This window comes from Planktotalea arctica (assembly GCF_002105285.1).
Lineage (GTDB): Bacteria > Pseudomonadota > Alphaproteobacteria > Rhodobacterales > Rhodobacteraceae > Planktotalea > Planktotalea arctica.
In genome coordinates, this window is the sequence record NZ_MUHR01000011.1 from 116602 (window position 1) to 140251 (window position 23650).

The following is a 23650-nucleotide window of genomic DNA, read 5'->3' on the forward strand; positions in this document are numbered from 1 at the left end:
CACCAAAGTGGGGCGTTTTTCGTATCTAAATAGCTGCGACTGATTGCGATCAGCCCGCTTTGACAGCCACGCTTTCGCGGCGCGCAGACAGCTCTTCCGCCACCAAGAACGCAAGTTCCAGCGATTGACTGGCGTTCAGGCGCGGATCGCAGGCCGTGTGATAGCGATCCGAGAGATCCTCGTCGCTGACCGCCCGCACGCCGCCCGTACATTCGGTCACGTCTTGACCCGTCATCTCGAAATGCACGCCGCCCGGGATCGTGCCCTCTGCGCCGTGCACGCCAAAGAACTCGCGCACTTCGCGCAGTACGCTCTCGAAGGGGCGGGTTTTATAGCCCGTAGAGGATTTGATCGTATTGCCGTGCATCGGATCGCAGGTCCAAAGGACGTTTGCACCTTCCTCGTTTACCGCTTTGATCAAACGCGGCAAATGCTCGCCCACATTGCCCGCGCCGAAACGCGCGATCAGGGTCAGGCGGCCTGCCTCGTTTTCGGGATTAAGCTTGGCCATCAACACTTTGAGATCATCCGCCGTGGTCGTGGGACCACATTTCAGGCCGATGGGATTGAGAACGCCACAGGCGAATTCCACATGGGCGCCGTCAGGCTGGCGCGTGCGATCGCCGATCCAGATCATGTGACCGGAGCCCGCGAGCCATTTACCGGAGGTGCTGTCCAGACGGCACAGTGCCTCTTCATACTCAAGCAGCAGGGATTCGTGTGATGTGTAGAAATCGACGGTCTGCAAGGACGGCTCATGCTCGCTATCAAGGCCTGCGGCCTTCATGAAATCGAGCGCGTCGCTGATGCGGTTGGCAAGCTCGCGGTATTTCGCCGCCTTCTCGCCCTCGGTAAATCCGAGCGTCCAGGAATGCACTTGATGCACATCCGCATAGCCGCCCGTCGAAAAGGCGCGCAGCAGGTTCAGCGTGGCGGCGGCCTGAGTGTAGGCTTGCAGCATTTTCTTGGGATCGGGGAGTCGCGCCTCTGGGGTAAAGGCCAGCTCGTTGATGATATCACCGCGGTAGCTTGGCAGCTCCAGACCGTTGATGGTTTCGGTATTGGCCGAGCGCGGCTTGGCGAACTGGCCAGCCATACGGCCAACTTTGACCACGGGCACTTTGGCCCCGAACGTCAGCACCATCGCCATTTGCAACATCACTTTAAACGTGTCGCGAATGCCATCTGCGCTGAATTGCTCAAAGCTCTCGGCGCAGTCCCCGCCTTGAAGCAAAAACGCCTCGCCGCGCGCAGCTGCGCCCAGTTGCTTTTTCAACTTGCGTGCTTCGCCTGCAAAAACCAGCGGTGGATAAGCAGAAAGCTGCCCCTCGACTGCGGACAGTGCCGCCGCGTCGGTATACTCGGGCATTTGGACCCGTGGCTTGGTGCGCCAGTCCGATTTCTGCCAATCGCTCATCTGTTGTCTCCTGCGAAGGGTTAGCTTGGAAGCGGGTTTATATCCGTCCCTTTGCTGTATGACCAGACGCTAAAGCGCCAGCGTCTCTTGACCTTGGTGCGCCGATGCGATCAAGGTGGAGAACCTGAATAGGCGCTGAACCCCCCATTATATTTAGGCCGAAATTAAGCGCGCAGCCTGCGCATGTAAGGAATAATCGTCTATGATGCCAGATGACGTAAAGGTAGAAGTAGAGACCGAAACCGACAAACCCCGTCGTTTCGTGTTCGTGCTTTTGCATGATTTCACGCTGCTGTCCTTTTCGGCGGCGCTGGAAAGTTTGCGCATTGCGAACCGTCTTTCTGGAAAAGATCTTTATAGCTGGCGCTTGATTGGCGAGGGCGGTGTGAGCGCCGTGTGTTCCGGCGGCACGGAATTCAAGCTGGATGGCGAGTTGAGCGAGCTTACCCGCGATGACACCGTAATGCTGTGCGGCGGGATCAATATCCAATATGCCACGACCAAGAAACTGCTAAACTGGCTGCGCCGTGAAGCACGCCGCGGGCTTGTGGTCGGGGGGCTATGCACTGCCTCGTACACGCTGGCCAAGGCGGGCATGCTCGATGGCAAACGCGCAACGATCCATTGGGAAAATCAGGATAGTTTTCTGGAAGAATTCGACGAGGTCGAGTTGACGAAATCTGTCTTTGTGGTGGATGGCAATCGCTTGACCACTGCGGGCGGAACGTCTTCGATTGATCTGATGCTCAAGCTGATCGCGGATGATCATGGCGAGGACCTCGCGAATGCGGTCGCAGATCAGTTGATCTATTCCTCTATTCGCACCGATCAGGACACGCAGCGCTTGTCCGTGCCCACGCGCATCGGCGTGCGTCACCCCAAGCTGAGTGCAGTCATCCAAATGATGGAGAGCAATATCGAAGAGCCGATCAGCCCGTCGGTTCTGGCCAAGGACGTCAGCATGTCCACGCGCCAGCTCGAGCGTCTGTTCCGCCGCTACCTCAACCGCTCGCCCAAGCGCTATTATATGGAGCTACGGCTGCAAAAGGCGCGAAACCTGCTGATGCAGACGGATATGAGCGTAATCAACGTGGCGCTGGCCTGCGGCTTTGCTTCGCCCTCGCATTTCTCCAAATGCTATCGCGCGCACTATGATACCACCCCCTACCGCGAACGCGGATCACAAGCGGCTCGTTTGTCGATTTAGAGGCGAAAACTTTTACGAAAAAGTTTTGAAAATTCCTTTTGGAGAAATTTATTTCGCCTGCGGCGAGAGTTTACTTGGCAAGATGAAGCATACGCCTAATCGGGCGTTATCTTGTAAAGCGCGCCATTGCCGACGGAGAGAAACCAGATAGAGCCATCCGGCGCCTCGCGGATATCGCGGATGCGCTCTGTTTCAACGGATTTGATCTGGGCGACTTCGCTCAAGGGGCTGCCCGAGAGCCGCGCAATATAGTCGAACTTGAGGCTGCCAACAAAATGATGTCCGCGCCATTGAGGCCAGAGCTTGCCCGAATAAATCATGTAGCCCGAGGGCGCGATGGAGGGGTCCCAGTAGTGCACTGGTTGCTCCAAGCCGTCTTTTGCAGTGCCCTCTCCGATCTTGCGCCCCGAGTATTGCGTGCCGTAGGAAATCACCGGCCAGCCGTAATTCGCGCCTTTGGTGATGCGGTTCACTTCATCGCCCCCGCGCGCACCGTGCTCGTGGGCCCAGAGGCGGCCGTCCAGATCAAGCGTCATGCCTTGGGGGTTGCGATGCCCGTAGGACCAGATTTCATTGCGCGCGTTTGCCGTGTTGGTGAACGGGTTGTCAGCGGGCGCAGCGCCGTCCTTGGTGATGCGCAGAATGCTGCCGTTGTGCATGCTTAGGTTTTGGGCCGAGGCGTCATTACCGCGATCCCCGACGGAGACGAAGAGCGTGCCATCGCGCGCTTCCACGATGCGCGAGCCAAAGTGAAAGCCGCCGCTGGACCCTTTGCTGATTTCGAAAATCGTCTCGAGCGCGCTGAGGCTGGCGCTGGCAGGATCGAACACCGCGCGCATCACGGCTGTGCCTTCACCGCGTCCTTGCGGTTTGGCGTAGGTCATGAAGAGCGTCTTGCTGCGGGCAAAATCGCGCGGGATCAACAGATCGAGCAGGCCGCCCTGCCCGTTCGCCGCAATCACCGGTAGGCCCAAGACGGCGCGGCGCGCACCGCCCGAGAGGTAGATCAAACGCCCCTCGCGTTCTGTCACCAATATGCCATCCGGGGTGAAGCCCAAGGCCCAGGGTTCGTCAAAGCCGTTGGCCATCATCGTAATCTTGGAGCCAGCTTGAGCACCCGCAAGGGACGGCGCGAGCAAGGCGAGGGATGTGGCGGACAAAGTGAAGGCGCGGCGCGTGAGGGGCATTGGCGGGACTCCCGAGAGGATTTACGTCTTAACAGTTCAAATATGATCGCATTTTCATTTGTCCAGATTGCAGCCACGATAAGAAGGGCGCAACAAATCTGCACAAAATCTTCTAGCGGCTGCTGCGTCAGGGCTTTTCAAATGCGCCCCTCGCGCATAGGGTCCAGCGTTAACTTGCACCTTGAAGCAGCGCCGGCGAGCGACATGCACGAGGCTGCGGGCACAGATATGAAGCGCGCAAAGACGCTTTGGGAACGGGGGGTACGTCTTGATCAGGGTTGAAAACCTGCACAAGCACTTTGGCGGCTTTCATGCTGTCGATGGTGCATCGCTTGAGATTGCAGAGGGGTCGATCACCGGCCTTGTAGGCCCGAATGGTGCCGGAAAGACCACGCTGTTCAACGTGATCGCGGGTGTTCTGCCGCCCACATCTGGACGCGTGTTTATGGCGGGTGAAGAGATCACCGGCCTGCCGCCGCATGAGTTGTTCCACAAGGGCCTCTTGCGCACATTCCAGATCGCCCACGAGTTTTCATCGATGAGTTGCCGCGAGAACCTGATGATGGTGCCGGCTGCGCAATCGGGGGAAACGCTATGGAACACATGGTTCGGGCGCAAACGGATTGCCGAGGAAGAGCGCGCATTGGCGGCGAAAGCCGACGAAGTGCTGGAGTTTTTAACTGTTGAGCATCTCTCGGACGAGAAAGCGGGCAACCTGTCGGGCGGTCAAAAGAAGCTGCTCGAGCTGGGCCGCACCATGATGGTCGATGCGCGCATCGTGTTTCTGGACGAAGTGGGCGCGGGCGTGAACCGCACGCTGCTTAACACCATTGGCGATGCGATTTTACGGCTTAACCAAGAGCGCGGGTACACGTTTTGCATGATCGAGCATGACATGGAATTCATTGGACGGCTGTGTGATCCGGTGATCGTCATGGCCGAGGGCAAGGAATTGGCCACCGGCACGATCGAGCAGATCAAAGCCAATGAACAGGTGATCGAGGCTTATCTTGGCACGGGTCTCAAGAATAAGGAGAGCGCTTGATGTTGGCTAACGGTTTGGGGGGCTCTGCCCCCGCGCCACGGGCGCTCCCCCGAGGTATTTTGGGACCAGAGAAGGAATGGAGCCGTGGCTGAGCCGTTTCTGATTGGTGAGAACATGACCGGCGGCTACGGCAGCGGCGCGGATATTTTACATGACTGCACTTTGGCGGTCGAAAAGGGTGAGATCGCTGTGATCGTCGGACCGAACGGCGCTGGCAAATCCACGGCAATGAAGGCGGTCTTCGGCATGCTCAATCTGCGCGGGGGCGCAGTGCGTTTGAACGGTGAGGACATCACCAAGCTCACGCCGCAGGCGCGGGTTGGCAAGGGTATGGGTTTTGTGCCGCAGACCTCGAATATCTTCACATCGCTGACGGTAGAAGAGAACCTGGAGATGGGAGCCTTTATCCGGCACGATGATTTTGCGCAGACCATGGCGCAGGTCTATGAGTTATTCCCGGTCCTCAAGGAAAAGCGTTTGCAGGCCGCGGGTGAATTGTCCGGTGGGCAACGTCAGCAGGTCGCCGTAGGGCGCGCGTTGATGACCCAGCCGCAGGTCTTGATGCTTGACGAGCCGACGGCGGGTGTCTCGCCTATCGTGATGGACGAGTTGTTTGATCGCATCATCGAGGTGGCGCGCACAGGAATTTCGATCCTGATGGTCGAGCAGAACGCCCGCCAAGCCCTTGAGATTGCAGACAAGGGTTATGTTCTGGTGCAGGGTCGCAATGCGTTTACCGACACAGGCAAGGCGCTGTTGGCCAACCCCGAAGTGCGCAAGAGTTTTCTGGGGGGATGAGGATGCACGCGATGACAGCCAGTTTGGCATTTTGCACATTCGCCGATACGCTTGTGGCACAAAGCTGGGAATGCGTTATGACGTCAAAATGCCTTGACGCCGAAGCCTGCACAGAAAAGACATATAGGCTTGGGCTTGGTAAACTGGGCAATCAGTTCCTTCTCTCTGACATCGCCGGAGAGCGGCCCATGAGCGAAGTTGCCGTCTTGGATGACCCAGCGCAGATGGCGTTTGTTTCAAGCGTTCAAGACACTGTGGTCGGGCTGTTTAGCCTCTATCGGGACGGTCGCGCGCACTACACGCTTCATAGCCCAGATTTTTCAGCACGATATTCCGGCACTTGCGAGGCACATTCATGATTGATTTTCTCAACGCGGTCGTCGCGCTTTCCAATTTCGTGCTGGTCCCCGCGATCGCCTACGGCTCGCAACTGGCACTAGGAGCACTGGGTGTCACCTTGATTTACGGTATCCTGCGCTTCTCCAACTTTGCCCATGGCGACACCATGGCAGCGGGTGCTATGTTTACCATCTTCGTGACCTGGTGGATGCAGTCCATGGGCATCAGTCTTGGCCCCCTTCCTACGGCCCTGCTCGCCCTGCCCTTCGGAATCCTTGGCTGCATGGCGCTGGTGCTGTTCACCGATCGCTTCGTTTATCGCTTTTACCGCCAACAAAAGGCAAAACCCGTGATCCTCGTTATTGTCTCCATGGGCGTTATGTTCATCATGAACGGCTTGGTGCGTTTCGCGATAGGCCCGGGCGAGCAGCGTTTTGCCGATGGTGAGCGCTTTATCGTCAACGCACGCGAATTCAAGGCATGGTCCGGCCTGCGCGAAGGTTTGGCGATCAAGACATCCCAAGGCATCACCGTGATCACCGCCGTGATCGTCGTGGCGCTGCTGTTCTGGTTTCTCAATCGCACGCGCACTGGAAAATCCATGCGCGCCTATTCTGACAATGAAGATCTGGCGCTGCTGTCAGGCATCAATCCGGAGCGCGTGGTGATGTACACCTGGCTGATCGTGGCAGCGCTGGCGACGACGGCAGGCGTTCTTTATGGCCTCGACAAGAGCTTCAAGGCCTTCACTTATTTCCAACTGCTTTTGCCGATTTTCGCCTCTGCGATCGTGGGCGGCCTTGGCAGCCCCATCGGCGCGATCACCGGTGGCTTCGTCATTGCGTTTTCGGAGATCACCATCACCTATGCGTGGAAAAAAGTGCTGACCTATCTGGTGCCGGAAAACCTTGAACCGGACAGTCTCGTGCAGCTTTTGAGCACTGATTACAAATTCGCGGTCTCCTTCGTGATCTTGCTGATCGTGCTGCTGTTCAAACCAACAGGTCTGTTTGCGGGGAAAGCGGTATGACCCTACCTTTGAAAAACATCGGATTGTTCGCCGTCATGGGCCTGCTTTTGCTCTATACGGGGATGAGCGAGAGCTGGAACACGGCGCTTGGGCTGGTCAACATGTGCCTGATCTCCGCGATCATGGCGCTGGGCGTGAATTTGCAATGGGGCTTTGCGGGCCTGTTCAACGTGGGTGTCATGGGCTTCGTGGCTTTGGGCGGCCTTGCTGCGGTTCTCGTCTCGCACGCGCCTGTGGGCGAGGCTTGGCGCGCGGGTGGTTTTGGCGTGATTGTCGCGCTTTTGACGGGCGCTGCGACGATCGTGTTGGCGACGATGATCATGAAGCGCAAAGCGCATTCGCGCGCGCGCACGCTGGCGATGCTCACTGTGCTGCTTGGCGGGTTCTTGCTGTTTCGCGCGCTCTTTGATCCCTCTGTACTGGCGATTGAAAGCGTCAACCCTGCGGCCACGGGCTTTCTTGGCGGGCTTGGCCTGCCGATCATGCTGTCCTGGCCTGTGGGCGGTCTGCTTGCGGCAGGCGCGGCTTGGGTGATTGGCAAGACGGCGCTGGGACTGCGCTCGGACTATCTCGCGATCGCGACGCTGGGCATTGCAGAAATCACCATTGCGATCCTCAAGAACGAGGACTGGCTGACACGCGGGGTCAAGAATGTAGCCGGGCTTGAACGCCCCGTGCCCTATGAGGTCGATCTGCAAAACTCCCCCGCCTTTGTGGAGCGCGCATCCTGGCTTGGCATCGACGCGGTCGAAGCCTCTACGCTTTTTGTGAAGGCCAATTACTCCGTGCTCTTCGCCGCAGTGCTGGTCGTTCTGCTGGTCATGGCGCAGCTCGCGCTTAAAAGCCCTTGGGGGCGCATGCTGCGGGCGATCCGTGATAATGAAGTCGCGGCCGAAGCCATGGGCAAGGACGTCACCGCGCGCCACTTGCAGGTCTTCATCCTCGGCAGCGCCATTTGCGGCCTTGCCGGCGCTATGATGACCACCCTCGATGGCCAACTCATCCCCGGCACCTACCAACCCCTGCGCTTCACATTCCTTGTCTGGGTGATGGTGATAGTGGGCGGCTCTGGCAATAACTTTGGCGCTGTACTCGGCGGCTTCCTGATCTGGTTCCTGTGGATTCAGGTCGAACCCCTTGGCCACTGGCTCATGAGCTGGATCACCGCAGGCATGGCCGATGGCAATGCGCTCAAGGAACACCTGCTGGAAAGCGCAGCGCATATGCGCTTGCTGACCATGGGCCTCGTGCTGCTTCTGGTGCTGCGCTTCAGCCCGCGAGGCCTGATCCCGGAGAAATGACGCATCCGCTTCATCTTGCCAATTAAACTCAAATTCCAAACGCCGGCCCTATTGGACCGGCGTTTGCTATTTCTAGGCGGCAAAATTCTTGGCTAAGAATTTTTGCCCCGATTAAAGCGCGGTCCAGCCGCCATCGACGGAAATCGTCGTGCCCGTAATCTGCGCCGCGGCATCCGAGGCCAGGAACACCGCTGTACCACCCAACTGCTCCACCGTTGCGAATTCCTTGGAGGGCTGACGCTTGAGCATGACATTCTTGATCACATCCTCGCGCGACATGCCGTATTCCTTCATCGTCGCGGGAATCTGCGCTTCCACAAGCGGCGTCAAAACATAGCCCGGACAAATCGCATTGGCCGTGATTGGTTCCTCAGCGGTTTCAAGCGCGACAGATTTCGTCATGCCGACCACGCCGTGTTTTGCAGCGATATAGGCCGATTTGAACGGCGATGCTGTCAGCCCGTGCGCAGAGGCGATGTTGATCACCCGGCCCCAGCCTGCCGCGCGCATCAGTGGCAGTGCAGCAGCCGTCGTGTGAAAGGCCGAGGACATGTTGATCGCGATGATCGCATCCCATTTATCCACCGGAAACTCATCGATCGGCGCAACATATTGAATGCCAGCGTTGTTGATCAGGATATCGCAAACTCCTGCCGCCGCGATCAGCGCGCGGCATTGATCGCCCTTGGACATGTCCGACTGAATATAGCGCGCCTCGACGCCATGCTCTTTGGCGATTGCTGCGGCAATGGCGTGGTCTTCTTCGCGGTCCGTGAAGGAATTCAGCACGACATTGGCACCCGCCTTGGCCATCTCGCGTGCGATTCCCAGACCGATTCCCGAATTTGATCCTGTGATGACCGCGGTTTTTCCATTCAGTGACATAGCCCACCTCTTTCTCTTCTGGTTTCAAGACGGTATTGGCCAGTAACATAACATGCTGCGCCCGCAAAATAAGGGGCAAACGGCTGTTTCAACGCCACCTTCATATTTTGGGAACAACGCCATCGCACCTGTCGATAAGACAAAAAAAACCCCAGCACGAAGCTGGGGTTAAGTTATTGAGGCAGGTTTCATACAGGCAAGAAACCTATCGAGCAGTGAGTTAGTTATAAGCGTTAACGCGCCGTACTCCAAGGGAAAAGTTTGATAAGTGGTGAAAGCACCGTTACGGTTTTTATCCACAGGCTAGGCATTTAAGGGATTGTTTACCAAATGAGATCACTGTTTTTCGCGCGCAGATTGCGCCCCTTAGCCTTAATATTTGCGGTTTGTGTAATGCCCGTCCAGCTTGCATCACAGCCAAGCCATGGCATAGCTATGTATGGCGCGCCCGCCCTGCCACACGATTTTGTGTCCTTGCCCTACGCCAACCCCGACGCCCCCAAAGGCGGACGGATAAGTTTTGGCGAAGTGGGCAGCTTCGATTCGCTCAACCCGCACATTCGCAAAGGCTCCGTTCCCTGGCAGCTTCGCAGCCTTGCCTATGAAAGTTTAATGGGCCGATCTTACGGCGAGCCCTTCACGCTTTACGGACTTTTGGCCGAATCGGTGGAGACGGACCCGAATCGGACATGGGTCGAATTCACTCTGCGCAAGGAGGCCAGCTTTTCCGATGGCAGCCCTGTGACGGTCGAGGATGTGATCTGGTCCTATGAAACCCTCGGCACCGTCGGTCATCCGCGCTATCGTGGGCTTTGGGCAAAGATTGAAACGATAGAGGCCACAGGCCCGCGCAGCGTGCGCATCACCTTCAACGAGGCCAACCGCGAACTTGCCCTGATCGCGGGCCTGCGCCCGATCCTGAAAAAAGCGCAGTGGCAGGGCAAGGATTTTGCCAATTCCACGCTCGATGAAATCCCGATCTCCTCCTCGCCCTATGTGATCAGTGATGTGGACCCCGGCCGCTCGCTCACGCTGCGCCGCAATCCCGAGTATTGGGGCAAGAACGTGCCGTTCCGGCGCGGAACCATGAACCTCGATGAAATCCGCATGGAGTTTTATGGCGACAGCGCGGTTCTGTTCGAGGCGTTCAAAGCCGGCGAGCTGAACATGATGCGCGAAAACAATGCCGAAAAATGGGAGACCCAGTATAATTTCCCCGCCGCAGAGCGCGGCGATGTGATCAAATCAGCCATCCCGCATCAACGCCCAACGGGCATGACGGGATTCGTGATGAACACGCGGCGCGCGCCCTTTGATGACTGGCGTGTGCGCGATGCGATGATCCATGCGTTCAACTTCGAGTTTATCAATGACACGCTGACAGGCGGGCGTCAGCCGCGGATCAGCTCGTATTTCTCCAACTCCGTGCTGGGCCTGCAAGAGGGTGCGGCAACAGGCAAGGTCGCTGAACTGCTTGCGCCCTACGCACCCGATCTGCTCCCCGGCGCGATGAACGGCTATACATTACCCGTCGCCGACGGCTCGGCGCGCAATCGCAAAAACATCCGCGCGGCGATGAAGTTGCTGCAAGATGCAGGCTATAGTGTGCAGGATGGCAAGATGATCGGACCGGGCGGCAAGCAGCTTTCCTTCGAGGTGCTGCTGCGTCAGGGCAATCAGGAAAATCAGGCGATCATGGATATCTATGGCCAAGCGCTCGAACGACTTGGCATTGCCGTGCAGATTTCAGCGACCGATGACGCGCAATATACCGAGCGCACGGCAACATATGATTTCGACATGACCTATTATCGCATCGGCCTGTCGCTTAGCCCCGGCAATGAACAGATGCTTTATTGGGGCCGCGAGGGCGTAGACACGCCGGGTCGGCGCAACTGGATGGGCATGGACGTGCCTGCGGCAGAGGCGATGGTAGACGCGATCCTTGGCGCGACGTCGCAGGAGGATTTCATCGCCGCAAGCCGTGCACTGGACCGCATCCTGATTTCGGGGCGCTATTTCATACCGCTCTATCAATGGCCCTATAGCAATGTCGCACACGCCAAACAGCTGCGTTTCCCCGAGACCTTGCCGATCTACGGCGACTGGCTTGGCTTCTTGCCAGGGGTCTGGTGGTGGCAGGACAATTAAGCAGGTGCAGCGGAAAACCATGGACAAGTAACGCAATTGTAAGATTCGTCTGACAGAGTGTCACAAACGAGCACTGGCCACATTTTGAAGCTGGTGGATTTTACAAGATATCAATGGGCGATGGCAACGCATGCACTTGGAGCACCGAATGACCTGGAATGATTTGGCGAGCAACTGGAACGCGCATATGCGCGCGCTGATACAGCGGTTTCCCGATGCCGATGCAGACGCGTTGACGACGGCGAAACACGAACCCGTCGAAATGACCCGCGTGCTGGCGCGCAGTCATGATTTGACCGAACGCGAAGCGCGCGAGGAAATCGAAGACTGGATGCACGTGCAGGGACTGGCGCGAGATACAGCCGATCTTCGCGCCCATGACACGGCCTTGCTGGAGGCAGGGTAGCGCACGCACGCATTATGCGATCCGGCATGTTTGGCATGGCCGCCGCGGCGCTTTTCGATATTTTCGGGGCAATACTGTTCACGGCGCAAGCAGACGGCTAGTCCGCAAGCGATGTAACCCAAAGGATATTCGCATCCTCTTCGCTGATCGAAATCACGTTATGGCCCATGGAGGCGTCGTAATAGGCGCTATCGCCGCGGCGCATTTCGACGGGTTCGTAGAATTCGGTGATAAGGCGCACAACGCCCGTCAGCACATATAAGAATTCTTCGCCGTCATGGCGCACCCAGCCATCAAATTCCTCAAAGCTGCGCGCACGCACACGGGCACGGTAGGGCATCATCTTTTTGCGGCTAAGCGTTTCGCCGAGCAATTCATGCTCGTAAGTCACTGTCGCCTGCGCCGTGCCCTCGCCCGATTTGGTCACGGCCATACGCCCGTTGATCTGGCCTTGCTGCGGCGGCGTGAAAAGCTGCGGCACGGTGATCTGCAAGCCTTCGGCCAGCTTTTTCAACGCATCATAGGTGGGCGACATCTGACCGTTTTCGATCTTGGACAGGGTCGAGCGTGCGAGGCCCGCCTGATTTGCCGCACGCTCCAGCGTCCAGCCCTGCGCTTTGCGCAATTCACGCACGCGGCTGCCCAGATCTAGCGGTTCGGGCGCTGCATGCTCACCGCTTTCGCGCGCAATGCGGATCAGGTTCTTGGGATCATTGCTCATGCTCGCCCCTATACTGCGCGTGCGCGGAGCTTGCAATCAGGCGCAAGGCTGCGCTACCGAAGCGCTATGTCACACACTATTCAAACGCCCTGCCCCGCGCCCTTTAACCTTGCTGCCTATGTGCTGGCCGCTGGCGCGAAAACCCCCGATCATCCGGCGCTTGAAGTGCTGGGCATTGCGCCGCAAACTTGGAGCTATGCGCGCCTTATCGCGGCGGTGTGCGGCACCTCGGCAGGCCTGCAAGCGGCGGGGCTACGGGCTGGGGACACCGTGCTTTTGCGCCTTGGCAATACCGCCGATTTCCCCATCGCCTACCTTGGGGCGATTGCGGCGGGGATGATTGCCGTGCCGACCTCTGCGGCGCTTAGCGAAGCGGAGATTACCAGAATGAGCGCGAGTATCGGCGTTGATGCGGTGCTGCAAGATGCAAAAATTTCCGCGCCCGACGCACCGCAGGCCAAGCGCATCACGCTAAACGAGCTACGGGCAATGTATGATCTGCCCGCCGCGCCTTGGCACATGGGTGATCCCGAGCGCCCCGCCTATATCGTGTTCACCTCCGGCACGTCAGGCAGCGCGCGCGCCGTGCTGCATGCGCACCGCGCGATCTGGGCGCGCCGGATGATGCACAGCGATTGGTATGATTTGCGCGCAAGCGACCGCTTGCTTCATGCGGGGGCGTTCAACTGGACTTTCACGCTTGGCACAGGGCTGATGGACCCATGGACGCTTGGCGCGAGCGCGCTGATCCCGCAGGACGCAACCCCGCCAAGCGCGTTGCCGCGTTTGCTCGCGGCTCATGATGCCACACTTTTCGCCGCTGCGCCGGGGGTGTTTCGCAAGGTGTTGCAATCGGATATCCCAGCACTGCCGCAGCTGCGCCATGCGCTTAGTGCAGGTGAAAAAATGCCCGCCGCGCTCCACGAAGACTGGCACGCGGCCACGGGATTGCGCGTTTACGAGGCCTTCGGCATGTCAGAATGCTCCACCTTTATTTCCTCAAGCCCGAGTAATCCGGTCGATCCGGGCGCACTTGGCCGCCCGCAAACAGGGCGTCGCACGGCGCTGCTGGACGAACATGGCAAGAGCGCGGATTCAGGCACGATCGCCATTCACCGCTCCGATCCCGGGCTGATGCTGGGCTATTTGAACGCTCCAGATGCCACGAACGCGCGGTTTCAGGGCGATTGGTTCGTCACGGGTGATCTGGGTCGGCGCGATGCCAGCGGCGCGATCCGTTATGAAGGACGCAACGATGATATGATGAACGCAGGCGGTTTTCGCGTCTCGCCGCTGGAAGTGGAGCGCGCGTTTTCGACCCTTCAAGGTCTGGAGCAATGCGCCGCGCTGGAAATCACCCTCAAGCCCGGCGTGCAGGTCATCGCCCTGTGCTACACCGCGCGCACGCCTGTGCAACAAAGCACGTTTGACGCACTGGCTAACTCTGCCCTTGCGCGCTACAAGCAGCCACGCATTTACCACCACAGCGACACGCTTCCCACCAGCGCCAATGGCAAGCTGCTGCGCCGCGTTTTGCGTCAGCAACTGGAAGCCCAATATGGTCAAACTTGATATAATCTCCGATCCGATTTGCCCGTGGTGCTATATTGGCAAGACCTTGCTGGACCGCGCGCTTGAAGCAGAACCCGAGCACCCCTTCGAAATTGAATGGCATCCGTTTCAGTTGAACCCTGACATGCCGCTGGAGGGCATGGACCGGCGCGCCTATCTCGAGGGCAAATTCGGCGGCAAGGCACAAGCGGTCAAGGTCTACGGCCAGATTGACGAGCACGCGCGCTCTGTCGGATTGGAGCTGGATCTGGGCGCGATCCAGCGCACGCCGAATACACTCAACACCCACCGCCTCATTCATTGGGCAGGCATCGAGCAGCGTCAATCCATGGTCGTCTCCGCGCTGTTTCGCGCCTATTTCAAAGAAGGGCGCGACATTGGCGACAGCGAAGTTCTGGCCGATATCGCAGACACCTGCGGCATGGACGCCGCCCTCGTGCAGCGGCTTTTGGCGACGGACGAAGATCTGGAAGGCATCCGCGAAAAGGATGCGTCTTTTCGCAAGATGGGCGTCAATTCCGTGCCCACCTTCATTGTTGCTGGCCAGCACGCCGTTCCGGGCGCACAGCCTGTCGATGTCTGGCGCAGCATAATCACCGATATCAAAGCACAGCTGGATATCCCCGCGTGATCAAGCGTGCAGCATGCGCAGCAATCCAGCAGAAAGTAGTTCAGTGTGAGTAACGCCAGCGCCCCCTCTCGCATGGGGACCGTCGAATTCATCGCCTTTGGCGCGATGATGTTCGCCACCATTGCCTTTTCCATCGACGCCATGCTGCCCGCCTTGCCGCAGATCGCCGAAGAGCTTAGCCCGGATGCGCCCAATCGTGCGCAGCTTATCCTGACCAGCTTCGTTCTGGGCATGGGTATCGGCACGTTCATCACAGGCCCGCTTTCTGACAGCTTCGGGCGCAAATCGGTTATCACACTGGGCGCGATAATTTACTGCGTTTCGGCCTTTGTCGCCTGGCGCTCTTCCTCGCTCGAAGTGGTGCTGGCGGCGCGCGTGATGCAAGGCATCGGCGCGGCAGGGCCGCGTGTCGTCACCCTCGCAATCATTCGCGATTTGCATTCCGGGCGCGAAATGGCACGGATGATGTCCTTTGTGATGATGGTGTTCACGCTGGTGCCCGCCGTGGCACCGCTGATGGGCGCAGGGATTATCGCGCTCGCCGGCTGGCGCGGTATTTTCATCGCGTTCATGGGGTTTTCGCTATTTTCGCTGACGTGGATGCACCTGCGCCTGCCTGAAACCCTAGCGCGCGAGAACCGCCGTCCTTTCAACATTCGCGCGCTCGTGAGTGCCACCAAAGAGTTGTTCACCCATAGTAGCGTGCGCATTTCCATCGCCTGCCAAACGCTTGGCTACGGGCTTTTGTTCGGAATGATTTCCAGCGTGCAGCCGATCTATGACGTGACCTTCGCGCGCGAGGCCAGTTTTCCGTTCTGGTTCGCTATCGTGGCGCTGTTTTCCGGCAGCGCATCATTTCTGAACGCGATGCTGGTGGTGCGCTTTGGCATGCGCCTGCTGATCCTGATCAGCTTTGGTGCGCAAATCATGTTTTCCGCGCTCATGTTGCTGATCGCGTTTATCCAGCCCGCCGATGCGCTGTATTTTGCAGCCTTCGTGCTTTGGCAAACCTCGATCTTCTTTATGGCGGGCATGACGCTGGGCAATCTTAACGCTTTGGCAATGGAGCCTGTGGGACATATCGCAGGGCTGGCCGCCTCAATCATTGGCGGTGTTTCAACGGTGCTTGCCATCTTTATCGCTGCTCCTGTCGGCCTGCTGTTCGACGGAACCCCCGTGCCACTTGCAGGGGCAACGTTTATTGCTTGCATCATCGGCACCGCCCTGATGTTGAAACTTCGCCGCGACGAGGCCAAATAGCCCGTAATCCCCATTCGAAAGGCAGACCAATGAGCAAGATCAAAGTCGCAAATCCGATTGTTGAAATGGACGGCGATGAAATGACCCGCATCATATGGGATTTCATCAAGAAAAAGCTGATCGAGCCATATCTCGACATTGATCTGCTCTATTATGACCTCGGCATTGAAGAGCGTGATCGCACCAATGACCAAGTGACAATCGACGCCGCTGAAAAGACGCTCGAAGTGGGCGTCGCCGTCAAATGCGCGACCATCACGCCCGACGAGGCACGGGTCGAGGAATTCGGCCTCAAGCAGATGTGGAAATCGCCAAATGGCACGATCCGCAACATTCTTGGCGGCGTGATTTTCCGCCAGCCAATTATCTGCAAGAACGTGCCGCGCCTTGTGCCCGGATGGACCAAGCCGATTGTTGTCGGGCGTCATGCGTTCGGTGATCAATATAAAGCCACGGACATGAAGTTCCCGGGCGCTGGCACTCTGACGATGAAATTTGTCGGCGAGGACGGAACAGAGATCGAGCATGAAGTATATAAAGCCGACAGCGCGGGCGTGTTCATGTCCATGTATAACGTGGATAAATCCATCTACGATTTCGCGCGCGCATCGCTTAACTATGGTCTGAACATCGGCTGGCCCGTCTATCTGTCCACCAAAAACACCATCCTCAAGCAATATGACGGTCGCTTCCTTGAAATCTTCCAGGAGGTCTATGAGGCGGAATTCGCCGAAGCCTTCAAGGAAAAAGGCATCTGGTATGAACACCGCCTGATCGACGATATGGTTGCCTGCGCAATCAAATGGAACGGCGGCTTCGTCTGGGCGTGCAAAAACTATGACGGCGATGTGCAATCGGATGTGGTCGCGCAGGGCTTTGGCTCGCTCGGGATGATGACCTCGCAGCTGATGACCCCCGATGGCAAGATCGTCGAGGCAGAGGCGGCGCACGGCACCGTCACGCGCCACTACCGCCAGCATCAAGCCGGGGAGTCGACCTCAACCAACTCCATCGCGTCAATATATGCGTGGACAGGCGGGCTGAAGCACCGCGCGAAACTGGATGACAACGCGGCGCTGCTGAACTTCGCCGACACGCTGGAACGCGTGATCGTTGAAACGGTCGAGGCGGGTCACATGACCAAAGACCTCGCGCTGCTGGTTGGCCCCGATCAGGGCTGGCTGACCACGATAGGCTTTCTCGAGAAGATCGAAGAGAACCTGAACACGGCCTTGGCCGGCTAGACAAGACCGCATCAAGGGCGCCGCAGCTTTGCGTCGCCCTTTTGAATGCGCGTTGGCGCGTTACTGGCCGCGATTGTGCGTGCGCGCATAAAGCTTGCCAATGATCTTGCTCGCCGTCTTCTCGCAGGCGGCGGGCATGAACGCATGAATCAAGGCGGCGCCTGCGGCCAGCGTAAGGAGGCCTGCGAATTTCAACGCGAAGGCCATATGCTCGAAATAGCTCTCGTCGACGCTTTTAGGATGCTCGATAAAGATGCGGCGGAACATGGCGGGTCTCCCTTTTGATTTTGGCAAAGATGTATCAAAACCACCGCAAATATGTCCCAAAATATACCGTTGCAGCACTATTGTTTGTGACATTCTCCCATGGTACTCCGAATTTTATGGAAATAGATCAAATTGACCGCCGCATCCTGCAACACATGCAACGCGACTGTGACGTTTCGCTTGAAACCCTTGGCGAAACGGTGGGCCTGTCGCGCAACGCCTGCTGGCGGCGTATCAAACTTCTGAGTGCTGCGGGGGTGATCAAACGCAAGGTCGCGCTGCTTGACGCGGATGCGATCGGCCTGCCGCTCAGCGTATTCATTCAGGTGCGCACCGATCGCCATGATGCAGATTGGTCGCAAAAATTCGCTCGCGCCGCTAAGGCACTACCGCAAATTCAAGGGGTCTACCGCATGTCGGGCGAACTTGATTACCTTATCCGTGCTCGCGTGGCGGATATGAAAGACTACGACCGCCTCTATCAAAAACTCACCGCATCTGTTTCACTCGCGGATGTCTCGGCCAGCTTCGTGATGGAAGAGATCAAGGAAACCACGGCCCTGCCGCTGTAGAGGATCAAACAGATGCCGTCCCATTACATCATTCTGCTTATCGCTGTTGCCTGCGAAACCATCGGAACTGCGGCGCTGCAGGCCAGCAACCAGTTCACCAAATTCTGGCCCTCGGCATTGGTGGTCATCGCCTATGCCATCAGCTTTTACTTTCTCGCGCTTGCCCTGCGCACGATCCCGCTCGGCATCGCATATGCGCTCTGGTCCGGCCTTGGCATCATATTCATCACAAGTATCGGATATATGGTCTACGGGCAAAAACTCGATCTGCCCGCAATCCTCGGCCTCGGCCTGATCCTGAGCGGCATCATCGTGATCCACCTCTTCTCCAACACCGCCACCCATTAACTCCAGATTAAGGTTAACGTCCACGTCGCTTCTCGGGTCCTGAAATACCTCGGGGGAGGCCATCTTTGATGGGCGGGGGCAGCGCCCCCATCCACCCAGTCAGCCCATCGCACGCAAACGCTTGATCAGGCTCGATGTATCCCAGCGCCCACCGCCCAGTTTCTGCACGTCTTTATAGAACTGATCGACCAACGCGGTCACCGGCAGGCTCGCGCCCACCTCGTCGCCCGCATCAAGGCAAATCCCCAAATCCTTGCGCATCCAGTCCACTGCAAAACCATGCTCGAATTCATCGTCGATCATCGTCTCATAGCGGTTCGCCATCTGCCATGATCCGGCTGCGCCTTGCGAAATTACTTCAACAACCGCGCGTCCGTCCAATCCCGCCTTCTCGGCAAAATGCAGCGCCTCGGACAGGCCTTGCACCAACCCCGCAATTGCAATCTGGTTGCACATTTTGGTCATTTGCCCTGCGCCGCTCTCGCCAATGCGGCGGCACAGCTTGGCATAGGCCTGCATCACCGGCTCTGCGCGCGCAAAGGCACCGGCATCGCCGCCGCACATGATCGACAAAGCACCATTCTCTGCGCCCGCCTGCCCACCGGAAATCGGCGCATCCACAAAGCTGATTTGCGCACTATCCGCAGCCTTATAAAGCTGCGCGGTCACTTTCGCAGACACTGTCGTGTGATCGACAAAAATCGCACCCTCGCTCATGCCTGCAAACGCACCCTCTTCCCCAAGACAAACCGAGCGTAAATCGTCATCATTGCCAACGCAGGCCATCACAAAATCAGCACTCATTGAAGCCTCGCGCGGCGTGCTCGCAAAACTGCCGCCATGCTGCGCCACCCAAGCACGCGCCTTTTCGGCGCTGCGATTGTAAACCGTGACCTCATGGCCCGCGTCCCTCAAATGAGCGGCCATCGGATACCCCATGACACCGAGACCCAAGAATGCACATTTCGCCATCTGCTTTTCCCTCCGCTAGAATTGCCCTAAAGCATGTGTCGAGTCTGCGCGCCAAAGACAAGTGCTTTGGCGCGCGCCGACTCCTTGGGGAAACGAAAGGCAACTATATGATTTTGATCTTTCGCTGGGCTTTGCGCCTCGCCGGCGGTGCCGTCATCGCAGCACTTGTCGCGTCGCTTCTGGCCTATTTCCTCGCTGCGCGCTCCTTGCCCGATTATACCAAGACGCTTGAAGTTCAGGGCATTTCCGCCCCCGTGGAAATTGTACGCGACAATGCCAACGTGCCGCATATTTTTGGCGCGAGCGATGCGGATGTGTTCTTTGGCCTCGGCTATGCCCATGCGCAGGACCGCTTGTGGCAGATCACCATGCTGCGCCGCACCGCGCAGGGGCGCCTCTCCGAAGTTTTTGGCAAACGCACGCTAGGCATCGACACGCTGCTGCGCCGCCTCGATCTTTATCGTCTCGCTAGCGCCTCTGTGGACAGTCAGGACGCGCGCACCTCTGCCGCATTGCAGGCCTATGCGGCAGGCATCAACATGCGCATCGCCGAAATCAACCAAAGCGCGCTAGGGCGCGGTGCACCCGAAATGTTCCTCTTTGGTGCACCGATCTCGCCATGGCGTCCGGCCGATTCCCTCGCGGTGATCAAACTTATGGCGCTGCAACTCTCCGGTCATTTGCAGGACGAAGTGCTGCGCGCGCGCACCTCGCTCATTTTGCCTGATGCAGCGCGACTCTCGGACATTCTGCCCGATATGCCGGGCACGGGCCTTGCGGCCTTGCCTGAATTCTCCTCGCTCTTCAAAGCGCCCTTGCCGCGCTACGCTGCGGGCAGCGCACCGCGCGATCCGCTTCACCCCGTGCCCCTGCGCGGGCTTGCTGGTGCCTCGAACGCATGGGCTGCGGCCCCCTCGCGCTCAGCTGCTGGCGGCACGCTTTTAGCCAATGATCCACACCTTGGCTTCAGCGCCCCGACGATCTGGTATCTCGCGCGGCTCGAGCTGGCTTCGGGCGGCGTCATTGGCGGAACGATCCCCGGCATGCCCGTGGTTCTGGCCGGGCGCAGCTCGACCCTTGGCTGGGGCATCACATCGTCCTACCTCGATGATCAGGACCTCTATATCGAGCAACTCAACCCCGAGAACCCCGAAGAATACCGCACGCCCGAAGGGTTCAAACCGTTTCAGACGCGCAAATCGATTATCAACATCAAGGACGCCGAACCGGTCACCATTACCCTGCGCTGGAGCGACAACGGCCCCGTCATGACAGGCACAGACTTCGATCTGGCCGCGATCACGCCGCAGGGGCATGTGGCGGCGCTGGCTTGGACCGCGCTTGATCCGCGCGACACTTCGATGAGCGCGGCGATGGGCATCATGCAGGCCGCCGATGTGCAAAGCGCCCTTATCAGCGCCGAGGCCTATATCGCACCGTCGCAAAATCTCACGCTGGTGGACAAGGACAAGATCGCGTTGCAACTGATCGGTGCCATGCCGCGCCGCGACGTCGATCACCAAAGCAAAGGGCGCATGCCCAGCCCCGGCTGGATCGCCGCAAACCGCTGGCAGGGCGTTTTGCCCGCTGCAACCAACCCTGCGTTCCTTGATCCCGAGGGTGGCATTCTGGGCAATACCAACAATAAACTGGTCGAGCGTCCCTTCCCCGTGCACGTCAGCTACGAGTGGGGCGACAGCCAGCGTATCGAGCGCTGGCGCCGATTGATGCAGAATCGCCAGGTGCACACGCGCGACAGCTTTGTTGAAGCACAGCTCGATACGGTCAGCATCACCGCGCGCACGCTCTTGCCGTTGATCGGGGCCGATCTGTGGTTCACGGGCGACGCGGCGCAGGCCGGAACACCCGCGCGCAAACGCCAGATCGCGCTGGATCTGCTGGCAAATTGGAACGGCGAGATGAACGAACATCTGCCAGAGCCACTGATCTATTCCGCTTGGCTGCGCGCGTTGCAAGATCGCCTGATCCAGGACGAACTTGGCCCGCTAGCTGGCGAATTCAAACATGTAGAGCCGCTGTTCATCGAGCGCGTCTACCGCGATATCGGCGGCGCTGCGCAGTGGTGCGATATCCTGCAATCCTCGCCTGTGGAAACCTGCACCGAAATCGCGCGTCAATCGCTGGACACGGCGATCCTGTGGCTCGAGGAAAACTACAGTAGCGATCTGACCTCCCTGCGCTGGGGCGATGCGCATCAGGCCACCCATGATCACGCGGTGCTCGGCGAAGTGCCGCTGCTGCGCTATTTCGTCAACATTCGCCAATCAACATCGGGCGGTGACAACACGCTAATGCGGGGACGTACCAAAGGCGGCGGCGGCATGGACGGTTTCTTGAACGTGCACGGCGCTGGCTATCGCGGAGTTTATGACTTCACCGATCCGGACAGCTCGCTCTTCATCATCTCTACGGGGCAATCAGGACATCTGTTCTCACGCCACTACGATGATCTAGGCACGCTATGGCGGCGCGGTGAATATATTCCCATGTCGCTCGATGAAGGCCTCGCACGCGCGGCTGCCGTTGGCGTCACCACACTCGTGCCCGTGCAAAACGAGCCCTAGCATCCTCTTTCTATAAATATCGCCGCCGGAGGCCAAATTCCTTCTAAAGGAATTTCCAAATCTTTTAGTTGAAAAACTTCAACCGCTTAAAGCGCGTAAAACTGCGCACGGTGCTTGGCCTTCCAGCGTAGATCAAGCTCGAAACCCTGCTCGCCTTGGCGCTCTGCCTCGACAAGCGAGCGCTCGAACAACCAGGCGCGCTTTTTACCGTCAGAATAGGGCAGCACCAACGTCTCTTCGATGATCTCCCCCTCCAGCGCCGCCTCGACGGCAGCGATAAACTCGGGGATGCCCGCGCCCGTCACCGATGACAGCGCAAGCACATCATCATTGCGCGCCGCGCGCGCCAGAACAGCGTCCTGCGCATCCGGTTCCAGCAAATCAATCTTGTTCCAGACCTCGAGCTGCTTCGCGCCTTCCCCGACGCCAAGCGACGTCAGAATCGTGCGCACATCCGCCGCCTGCTCTTCACTGCCCTCATGCGAGATGTCGCGCACATGCACGATCAAATCTGCGGCCAGAACCTCTTCAAGCGTCGCACGAAACGAGGCGACCAGTTCGGTCGGCAAATCGGAAATGAAGCCAACCGTGTCTGACAGGATAACTTGCGGACCATCCGGTAATTCCACCGCACGCATCGTCGGATCCAGCGTGGCAAAAAGCATATCCTTGGCAAAGACATCCGCACCGGTCAGCCGGTTGAACAGCGTCGATTTGCCCGCGTTGGTGTAGCCCACCAGCGCCACGATCGGAAACGGCACCTTGGCGCGCGCATCACGGTGCAACGCGCGGGTTTTCACCACTTTGGACAGTTTGCGACGCAAACGCACCAATTGATCATCAATCGCGCGGCGATCCGATTCGATCTGCGTTTCGCCCGGTCCCCCGACAAAACCAAGGCCACCGCGCTGACGTTCCAAATGCGTCCAAGCCCGCACCAGCCGCGTGCGCTGATAACTCAGCGCCGCCATTTCAACCTGCAACACACCCTCGCTGGTGCGCGCACGATCCGAGAAAATCTCGAGGATAAGTCCCGTGCGATCAAGCAGCTTCACGCCCCAGGCTTTCTCCAGATTGCGCTGCTGCACTGGCGTCACAGGCCCATCTATCAGCACCAGATCGATCTCGTGCTGATCAAACAGATCATGCAATTCCTGAATTTTACCCTTGCCGAACAACATGCCCGAATGGGCCTTGGGCAAGCGCACAATGGTCTCACCCTTTACCTCAAGCCCCGGCAGCGCTTCGGCAAGGGCAACAGCCTCTGCCAAAGCCGGCTCGGGCAAGCGGCGATCATTGTTCGATTTGATGTCCGGATGCAAAACCCACGTGTGGGTCACCGCTGGATCATGATCCATCAATTGGCGTCTTCGCCCTCATATAGGCTGATCGGCTGGCTTGGCATGATGGTCGAAATCGCATGTTTATAGACCAGCTGCGCCTGCCCGTCGCGGCGCAAAAGCACACAGAAATTGTCGAACCAGGTGATCACACCTTGCAATTTCACACCGTTGATCAGGAATACTGTGACCGGAACTTTGGTCTTGCGAACATGGTTCAGAAACGCGTCTTGCAGGTTCTGTCTATCAGTGGCCATTGGGGCATGCCTTTATTCTTGCGTGTTATTCTTTTTGGGCGCAGCGAATGCCCTGCGATCAGGGCGGGTCGTCATCCTTAAAAGTATGTAGGCTTGCGCCCCGAGTTTCCAGCGC

At 58.3% G+C, this 23650-nt stretch carries 23 protein-coding genes; 15 read left to right on the top strand and 8 right to left on the bottom strand.

From position 1 onward, the window contains the following. Nucleotides 1-49: 49 nt before the first annotated feature. Complete coding sequence (locus tag B9P63_RS11235; RefSeq protein ID WP_085308780.1) at nt 50-1417, bottom strand: class II 3-deoxy-7-phosphoheptulonate synthase; 1368 nt, start codon at nt 1415-1417, stop codon at nt 50-52. Nucleotides 1418-1619: 202 nt separating this feature from the next. Here B9P63_RS11235 and B9P63_RS11240 point away from each other — a divergent pair, with 202 nt between their 5' ends. Then, the gene (locus B9P63_RS11240; RefSeq protein ID WP_085308783.1) at nt 1620-2624 is read left to right on the top strand and encodes a GlxA family transcriptional regulator; all 1005 of its coding nucleotides are present in this window, start codon (nt 1620-1622) and stop codon (nt 2622-2624) included. Between the two features lie 95 nt (nt 2625-2719). On the opposite strand, the gene B9P63_RS11245 is transcribed toward B9P63_RS11240, so the two are convergent. Next, nucleotides 2720-3811 carry a PQQ-dependent sugar dehydrogenase gene (locus B9P63_RS11245; RefSeq protein ID WP_085308784.1) on the bottom strand — a complete coding sequence of 364 codons (1092 nt, stop codon included), beginning with the start codon at nt 3809-3811 and terminating at the stop codon, nt 2720-2722. Between the two features lie 268 nt (nt 3812-4079). Here B9P63_RS11245 and B9P63_RS11250 point away from each other — a divergent pair, with 268 nt between their 5' ends. From B9P63_RS11250 to B9P63_RS11270, 5 genes are all read left to right on the top strand, one after another. Next, on the top strand, nt 4080-4856 hold the full coding sequence (locus B9P63_RS11250) for an ABC transporter ATP-binding protein (protein WP_085308786.1): 777 nt from the start codon (nt 4080-4082) through the stop codon (nt 4854-4856). A gap of 84 nt (nt 4857-4940) precedes the next feature. Continuing rightward, nucleotides 4941-5654 (top strand): ABC transporter ATP-binding protein, encoded by a 714-nt coding sequence (locus B9P63_RS11255; protein WP_085308788.1) that lies wholly within the window; start codon nt 4941-4943, stop codon nt 5652-5654. Nucleotides 5655-5665: 11 nt separating this feature from the next. Then, nucleotides 5666-6013: a hypothetical protein gene (locus B9P63_RS11260; RefSeq protein WP_139816254.1), complete on the top strand. Its 348-nt coding sequence runs from the start codon at nt 5666-5668 to the stop codon at nt 6011-6013. Further along, entirely contained in the window at nt 6013-7023 is a 1011-nt protein-coding gene (locus B9P63_RS11265; protein WP_085309222.1) for a branched-chain amino acid ABC transporter permease, read from the top strand. Before B9P63_RS11260 ends, B9P63_RS11265 begins: the two co-directional genes overlap by 1 nt. Beyond that, nucleotides 7020-8324 (top strand): ABC transporter permease subunit, encoded by a 1305-nt coding sequence (locus B9P63_RS11270; RefSeq protein WP_085308792.1) that lies wholly within the window; start codon nt 7020-7022, stop codon nt 8322-8324. The genes B9P63_RS11265 and B9P63_RS11270 overlap by 4 nt, the downstream gene beginning before the upstream one ends. 111 nt (nt 8325-8435) lie before the next feature. Here B9P63_RS11270 and B9P63_RS11275 read toward each other — a convergent pair whose 3' ends face one another. Continuing rightward, entirely contained in the window at nt 8436-9209 is a 774-nt protein-coding gene (locus tag B9P63_RS11275; protein ID WP_085308793.1) for a 3-hydroxybutyrate dehydrogenase, read from the bottom strand. 330 nt (nt 9210-9539) lie between these two features. Between B9P63_RS11275 and B9P63_RS11280 the strand changes: the two genes are divergently transcribed. Both B9P63_RS11280 and B9P63_RS11285 read left to right on the top strand, forming a co-directional pair. Further along, complete coding sequence (locus tag B9P63_RS11280) at nt 9540-11360, top strand: extracellular solute-binding protein (protein ID WP_085308795.1); 1821 nt, start codon at nt 9540-9542, stop codon at nt 11358-11360. Between the two features lie 148 nt (nt 11361-11508). Continuing rightward, nucleotides 11509-11766 (top strand): hypothetical protein, encoded by a 258-nt coding sequence (locus B9P63_RS11285; protein ID WP_139816255.1) that lies wholly within the window; start codon nt 11509-11511, stop codon nt 11764-11766. Nucleotides 11767-11863: 97 nt separating this feature from the next. On the opposite strand, the gene B9P63_RS11290 is transcribed toward B9P63_RS11285, so the two are convergent. Further along, the gene (locus B9P63_RS11290; RefSeq protein WP_085308799.1) at nt 11864-12487 is read right to left on the bottom strand and encodes a helix-turn-helix domain-containing protein; all 624 of its coding nucleotides are present in this window, start codon (nt 12485-12487) and stop codon (nt 11864-11866) included. A 66-nt stretch (nt 12488-12553) separates the two neighbouring features. Between B9P63_RS11290 and B9P63_RS11295 the strand changes: the two genes are divergently transcribed. The 4 genes from B9P63_RS11295 to B9P63_RS11310 all read left to right on the top strand — a co-directional run bounded on the left by B9P63_RS11295 (nt 12554) and on the right by B9P63_RS11310 (nt 17194). Further along, on the top strand, nt 12554-14059 hold the full coding sequence (locus B9P63_RS11295; RefSeq protein WP_085308801.1) for a class I adenylate-forming enzyme family protein: 1506 nt from the start codon (nt 12554-12556) through the stop codon (nt 14057-14059). Beyond that, nucleotides 14046-14690: a DsbA family oxidoreductase gene (locus B9P63_RS11300; protein ID WP_085308803.1), complete on the top strand. Its 645-nt coding sequence runs from the start codon at nt 14046-14048 to the stop codon at nt 14688-14690. The genes B9P63_RS11295 and B9P63_RS11300 overlap by 14 nt, the downstream gene beginning before the upstream one ends. A 72-nt stretch (nt 14691-14762) precedes the next feature. Continuing rightward, the gene (locus tag B9P63_RS11305; protein WP_085308805.1) at nt 14763-15950 is read left to right on the top strand and encodes a multidrug effflux MFS transporter; all 1188 of its coding nucleotides are present in this window, start codon (nt 14763-14765) and stop codon (nt 15948-15950) included. 29 nt (nt 15951-15979) lie between these two features. Then, nucleotides 15980-17194 (top strand): NADP-dependent isocitrate dehydrogenase, encoded by a 1215-nt coding sequence (locus tag B9P63_RS11310; RefSeq protein ID WP_085308807.1) that lies wholly within the window; start codon nt 15980-15982, stop codon nt 17192-17194. 60 nt (nt 17195-17254) lie between these two features. On the opposite strand, the gene B9P63_RS11315 is transcribed toward B9P63_RS11310, so the two are convergent. Beyond that, entirely contained in the window at nt 17255-17461 is a 207-nt protein-coding gene (locus tag B9P63_RS11315; RefSeq protein ID WP_085308809.1) for a DUF6356 family protein, read from the bottom strand. A 116-nt stretch (nt 17462-17577) separates the two neighbouring features. On the opposite strand from B9P63_RS11315, the gene B9P63_RS11320 reads away from it, so the two are divergent. After that, nucleotides 17578-18033: an Lrp/AsnC family transcriptional regulator gene (locus B9P63_RS11320; RefSeq protein ID WP_085309224.1), complete on the top strand. Its 456-nt coding sequence runs from the start codon at nt 17578-17580 to the stop codon at nt 18031-18033. Nucleotides 18034-18045: 12 nt separating this feature from the next. Further along, on the top strand, nt 18046-18381 hold the full coding sequence (locus tag B9P63_RS11325; RefSeq protein WP_085308812.1) for a DMT family transporter: 336 nt from the start codon (nt 18046-18048) through the stop codon (nt 18379-18381). Between the two features lie 99 nt (nt 18382-18480). Here the strand turns inward: B9P63_RS11325 and B9P63_RS11330 are convergent, their stop codons facing one another. After that, nucleotides 18481-19353 carry an NAD(P)-dependent oxidoreductase gene (locus B9P63_RS11330; RefSeq protein WP_085308814.1) on the bottom strand — a complete coding sequence of 291 codons (873 nt, stop codon included), beginning with the start codon at nt 19351-19353 and terminating at the stop codon, nt 18481-18483. 107 nt (nt 19354-19460) lie between these two features. Between B9P63_RS11330 and B9P63_RS11335 the strand changes: the two genes are divergently transcribed. Continuing rightward, on the top strand, nt 19461-21938 hold the full coding sequence (locus tag B9P63_RS11335) for a penicillin acylase family protein (RefSeq protein WP_085309226.1): 2478 nt from the start codon (nt 19461-19463) through the stop codon (nt 21936-21938). 86 nt (nt 21939-22024) lie between these two features. On the opposite strand, the gene hflX is transcribed toward B9P63_RS11335, so the two are convergent. Continuing rightward, on the bottom strand, nt 22025-23296 hold the full coding sequence (gene hflX / locus B9P63_RS11340; RefSeq protein ID WP_085308815.1) for a GTPase HflX: 1272 nt from the start codon (nt 23294-23296) through the stop codon (nt 22025-22027). After that, nucleotides 23296-23535 carry an RNA chaperone Hfq gene (hfq, locus tag B9P63_RS11345; protein ID WP_085308817.1) on the bottom strand — a complete coding sequence of 80 codons (240 nt, stop codon included), beginning with the start codon at nt 23533-23535 and terminating at the stop codon, nt 23296-23298. Before hfq ends, hflX begins: the two co-directional genes overlap by 1 nt. Nucleotides 23536-23650 lie beyond the last annotated feature (115 nt).

What these genes read in the sequence shown, in the direction of transcription:
- hfq (WP_085308817.1), bottom strand. Translation starts at nt 23,535, where the DNA reads ATGGCCACTGATAGACAGAACCTGCAAGACGCGTTTCTGAACCATGTT.
- B9P63_RS11260 (WP_139816254.1), top strand. Translation starts at nt 5,666, where the DNA reads ATGACAGCCAGTTTGGCATTTTGCACATTCGCCGATACGCTTGTGGCA.
- B9P63_RS11330 (WP_085308814.1), bottom strand. Translation starts at nt 19,353, where the DNA reads ATGGCGAAATGTGCATTCTTGGGTCTCGGTGTCATGGGGTATCCGATG.
- B9P63_RS11275 (WP_085308793.1), bottom strand. Translation starts at nt 9,209, where the DNA reads ATGTCACTGAATGGAAAAACCGCGGTCATCACAGGATCAAATTCGGGA.
- hflX (WP_085308815.1), bottom strand. Translation starts at nt 23,296, where the DNA reads ATGGATCATGATCCAGCGGTGACCCACACGTGGGTTTTGCATCCGGAC.
- B9P63_RS11335 (WP_085309226.1), top strand. Translation starts at nt 19,461, where the DNA reads ATGATTTTGATCTTTCGCTGGGCTTTGCGCCTCGCCGGCGGTGCCGTC.
- B9P63_RS11320 (WP_085309224.1), top strand. Translation starts at nt 17,578, where the DNA reads ATGGAAATAGATCAAATTGACCGCCGCATCCTGCAACACATGCAACGC.
- B9P63_RS11285 (WP_139816255.1), top strand. Translation starts at nt 11,509, where the DNA reads ATGACCTGGAATGATTTGGCGAGCAACTGGAACGCGCATATGCGCGCG.
- B9P63_RS11305 (WP_085308805.1), top strand. Translation starts at nt 14,763, where the DNA reads ATGGGGACCGTCGAATTCATCGCCTTTGGCGCGATGATGTTCGCCACC.
- B9P63_RS11310 (WP_085308807.1), top strand. Translation starts at nt 15,980, where the DNA reads ATGAGCAAGATCAAAGTCGCAAATCCGATTGTTGAAATGGACGGCGAT.
- B9P63_RS11295 (WP_085308801.1), top strand. Translation starts at nt 12,554, where the DNA reads ATGTCACACACTATTCAAACGCCCTGCCCCGCGCCCTTTAACCTTGCT.
- B9P63_RS11290 (WP_085308799.1), bottom strand. Translation starts at nt 12,487, where the DNA reads ATGAGCAATGATCCCAAGAACCTGATCCGCATTGCGCGCGAAAGCGGT.
- B9P63_RS11280 (WP_085308795.1), top strand. Translation starts at nt 9,540, where the DNA reads ATGAGATCACTGTTTTTCGCGCGCAGATTGCGCCCCTTAGCCTTAATA.
- B9P63_RS11245 (WP_085308784.1), bottom strand. Translation starts at nt 3,811, where the DNA reads ATGCCCCTCACGCGCCGCGCCTTCACTTTGTCCGCCACATCCCTCGCC.
- B9P63_RS11240 (WP_085308783.1), top strand. Translation starts at nt 1,620, where the DNA reads ATGATGCCAGATGACGTAAAGGTAGAAGTAGAGACCGAAACCGACAAA.
- B9P63_RS11270 (WP_085308792.1), top strand. Translation starts at nt 7,020, where the DNA reads ATGACCCTACCTTTGAAAAACATCGGATTGTTCGCCGTCATGGGCCTG.
- B9P63_RS11315 (WP_085308809.1), bottom strand. Translation starts at nt 17,461, where the DNA reads ATGTTCCGCCGCATCTTTATCGAGCATCCTAAAAGCGTCGACGAGAGC.
- B9P63_RS11235 (WP_085308780.1), bottom strand. Translation starts at nt 1,417, where the DNA reads ATGAGCGATTGGCAGAAATCGGACTGGCGCACCAAGCCACGGGTCCAA.
- B9P63_RS11325 (WP_085308812.1), top strand. Translation starts at nt 18,046, where the DNA reads ATGCCGTCCCATTACATCATTCTGCTTATCGCTGTTGCCTGCGAAACC.
- B9P63_RS11300 (WP_085308803.1), top strand. Translation starts at nt 14,046, where the DNA reads ATGGTCAAACTTGATATAATCTCCGATCCGATTTGCCCGTGGTGCTAT.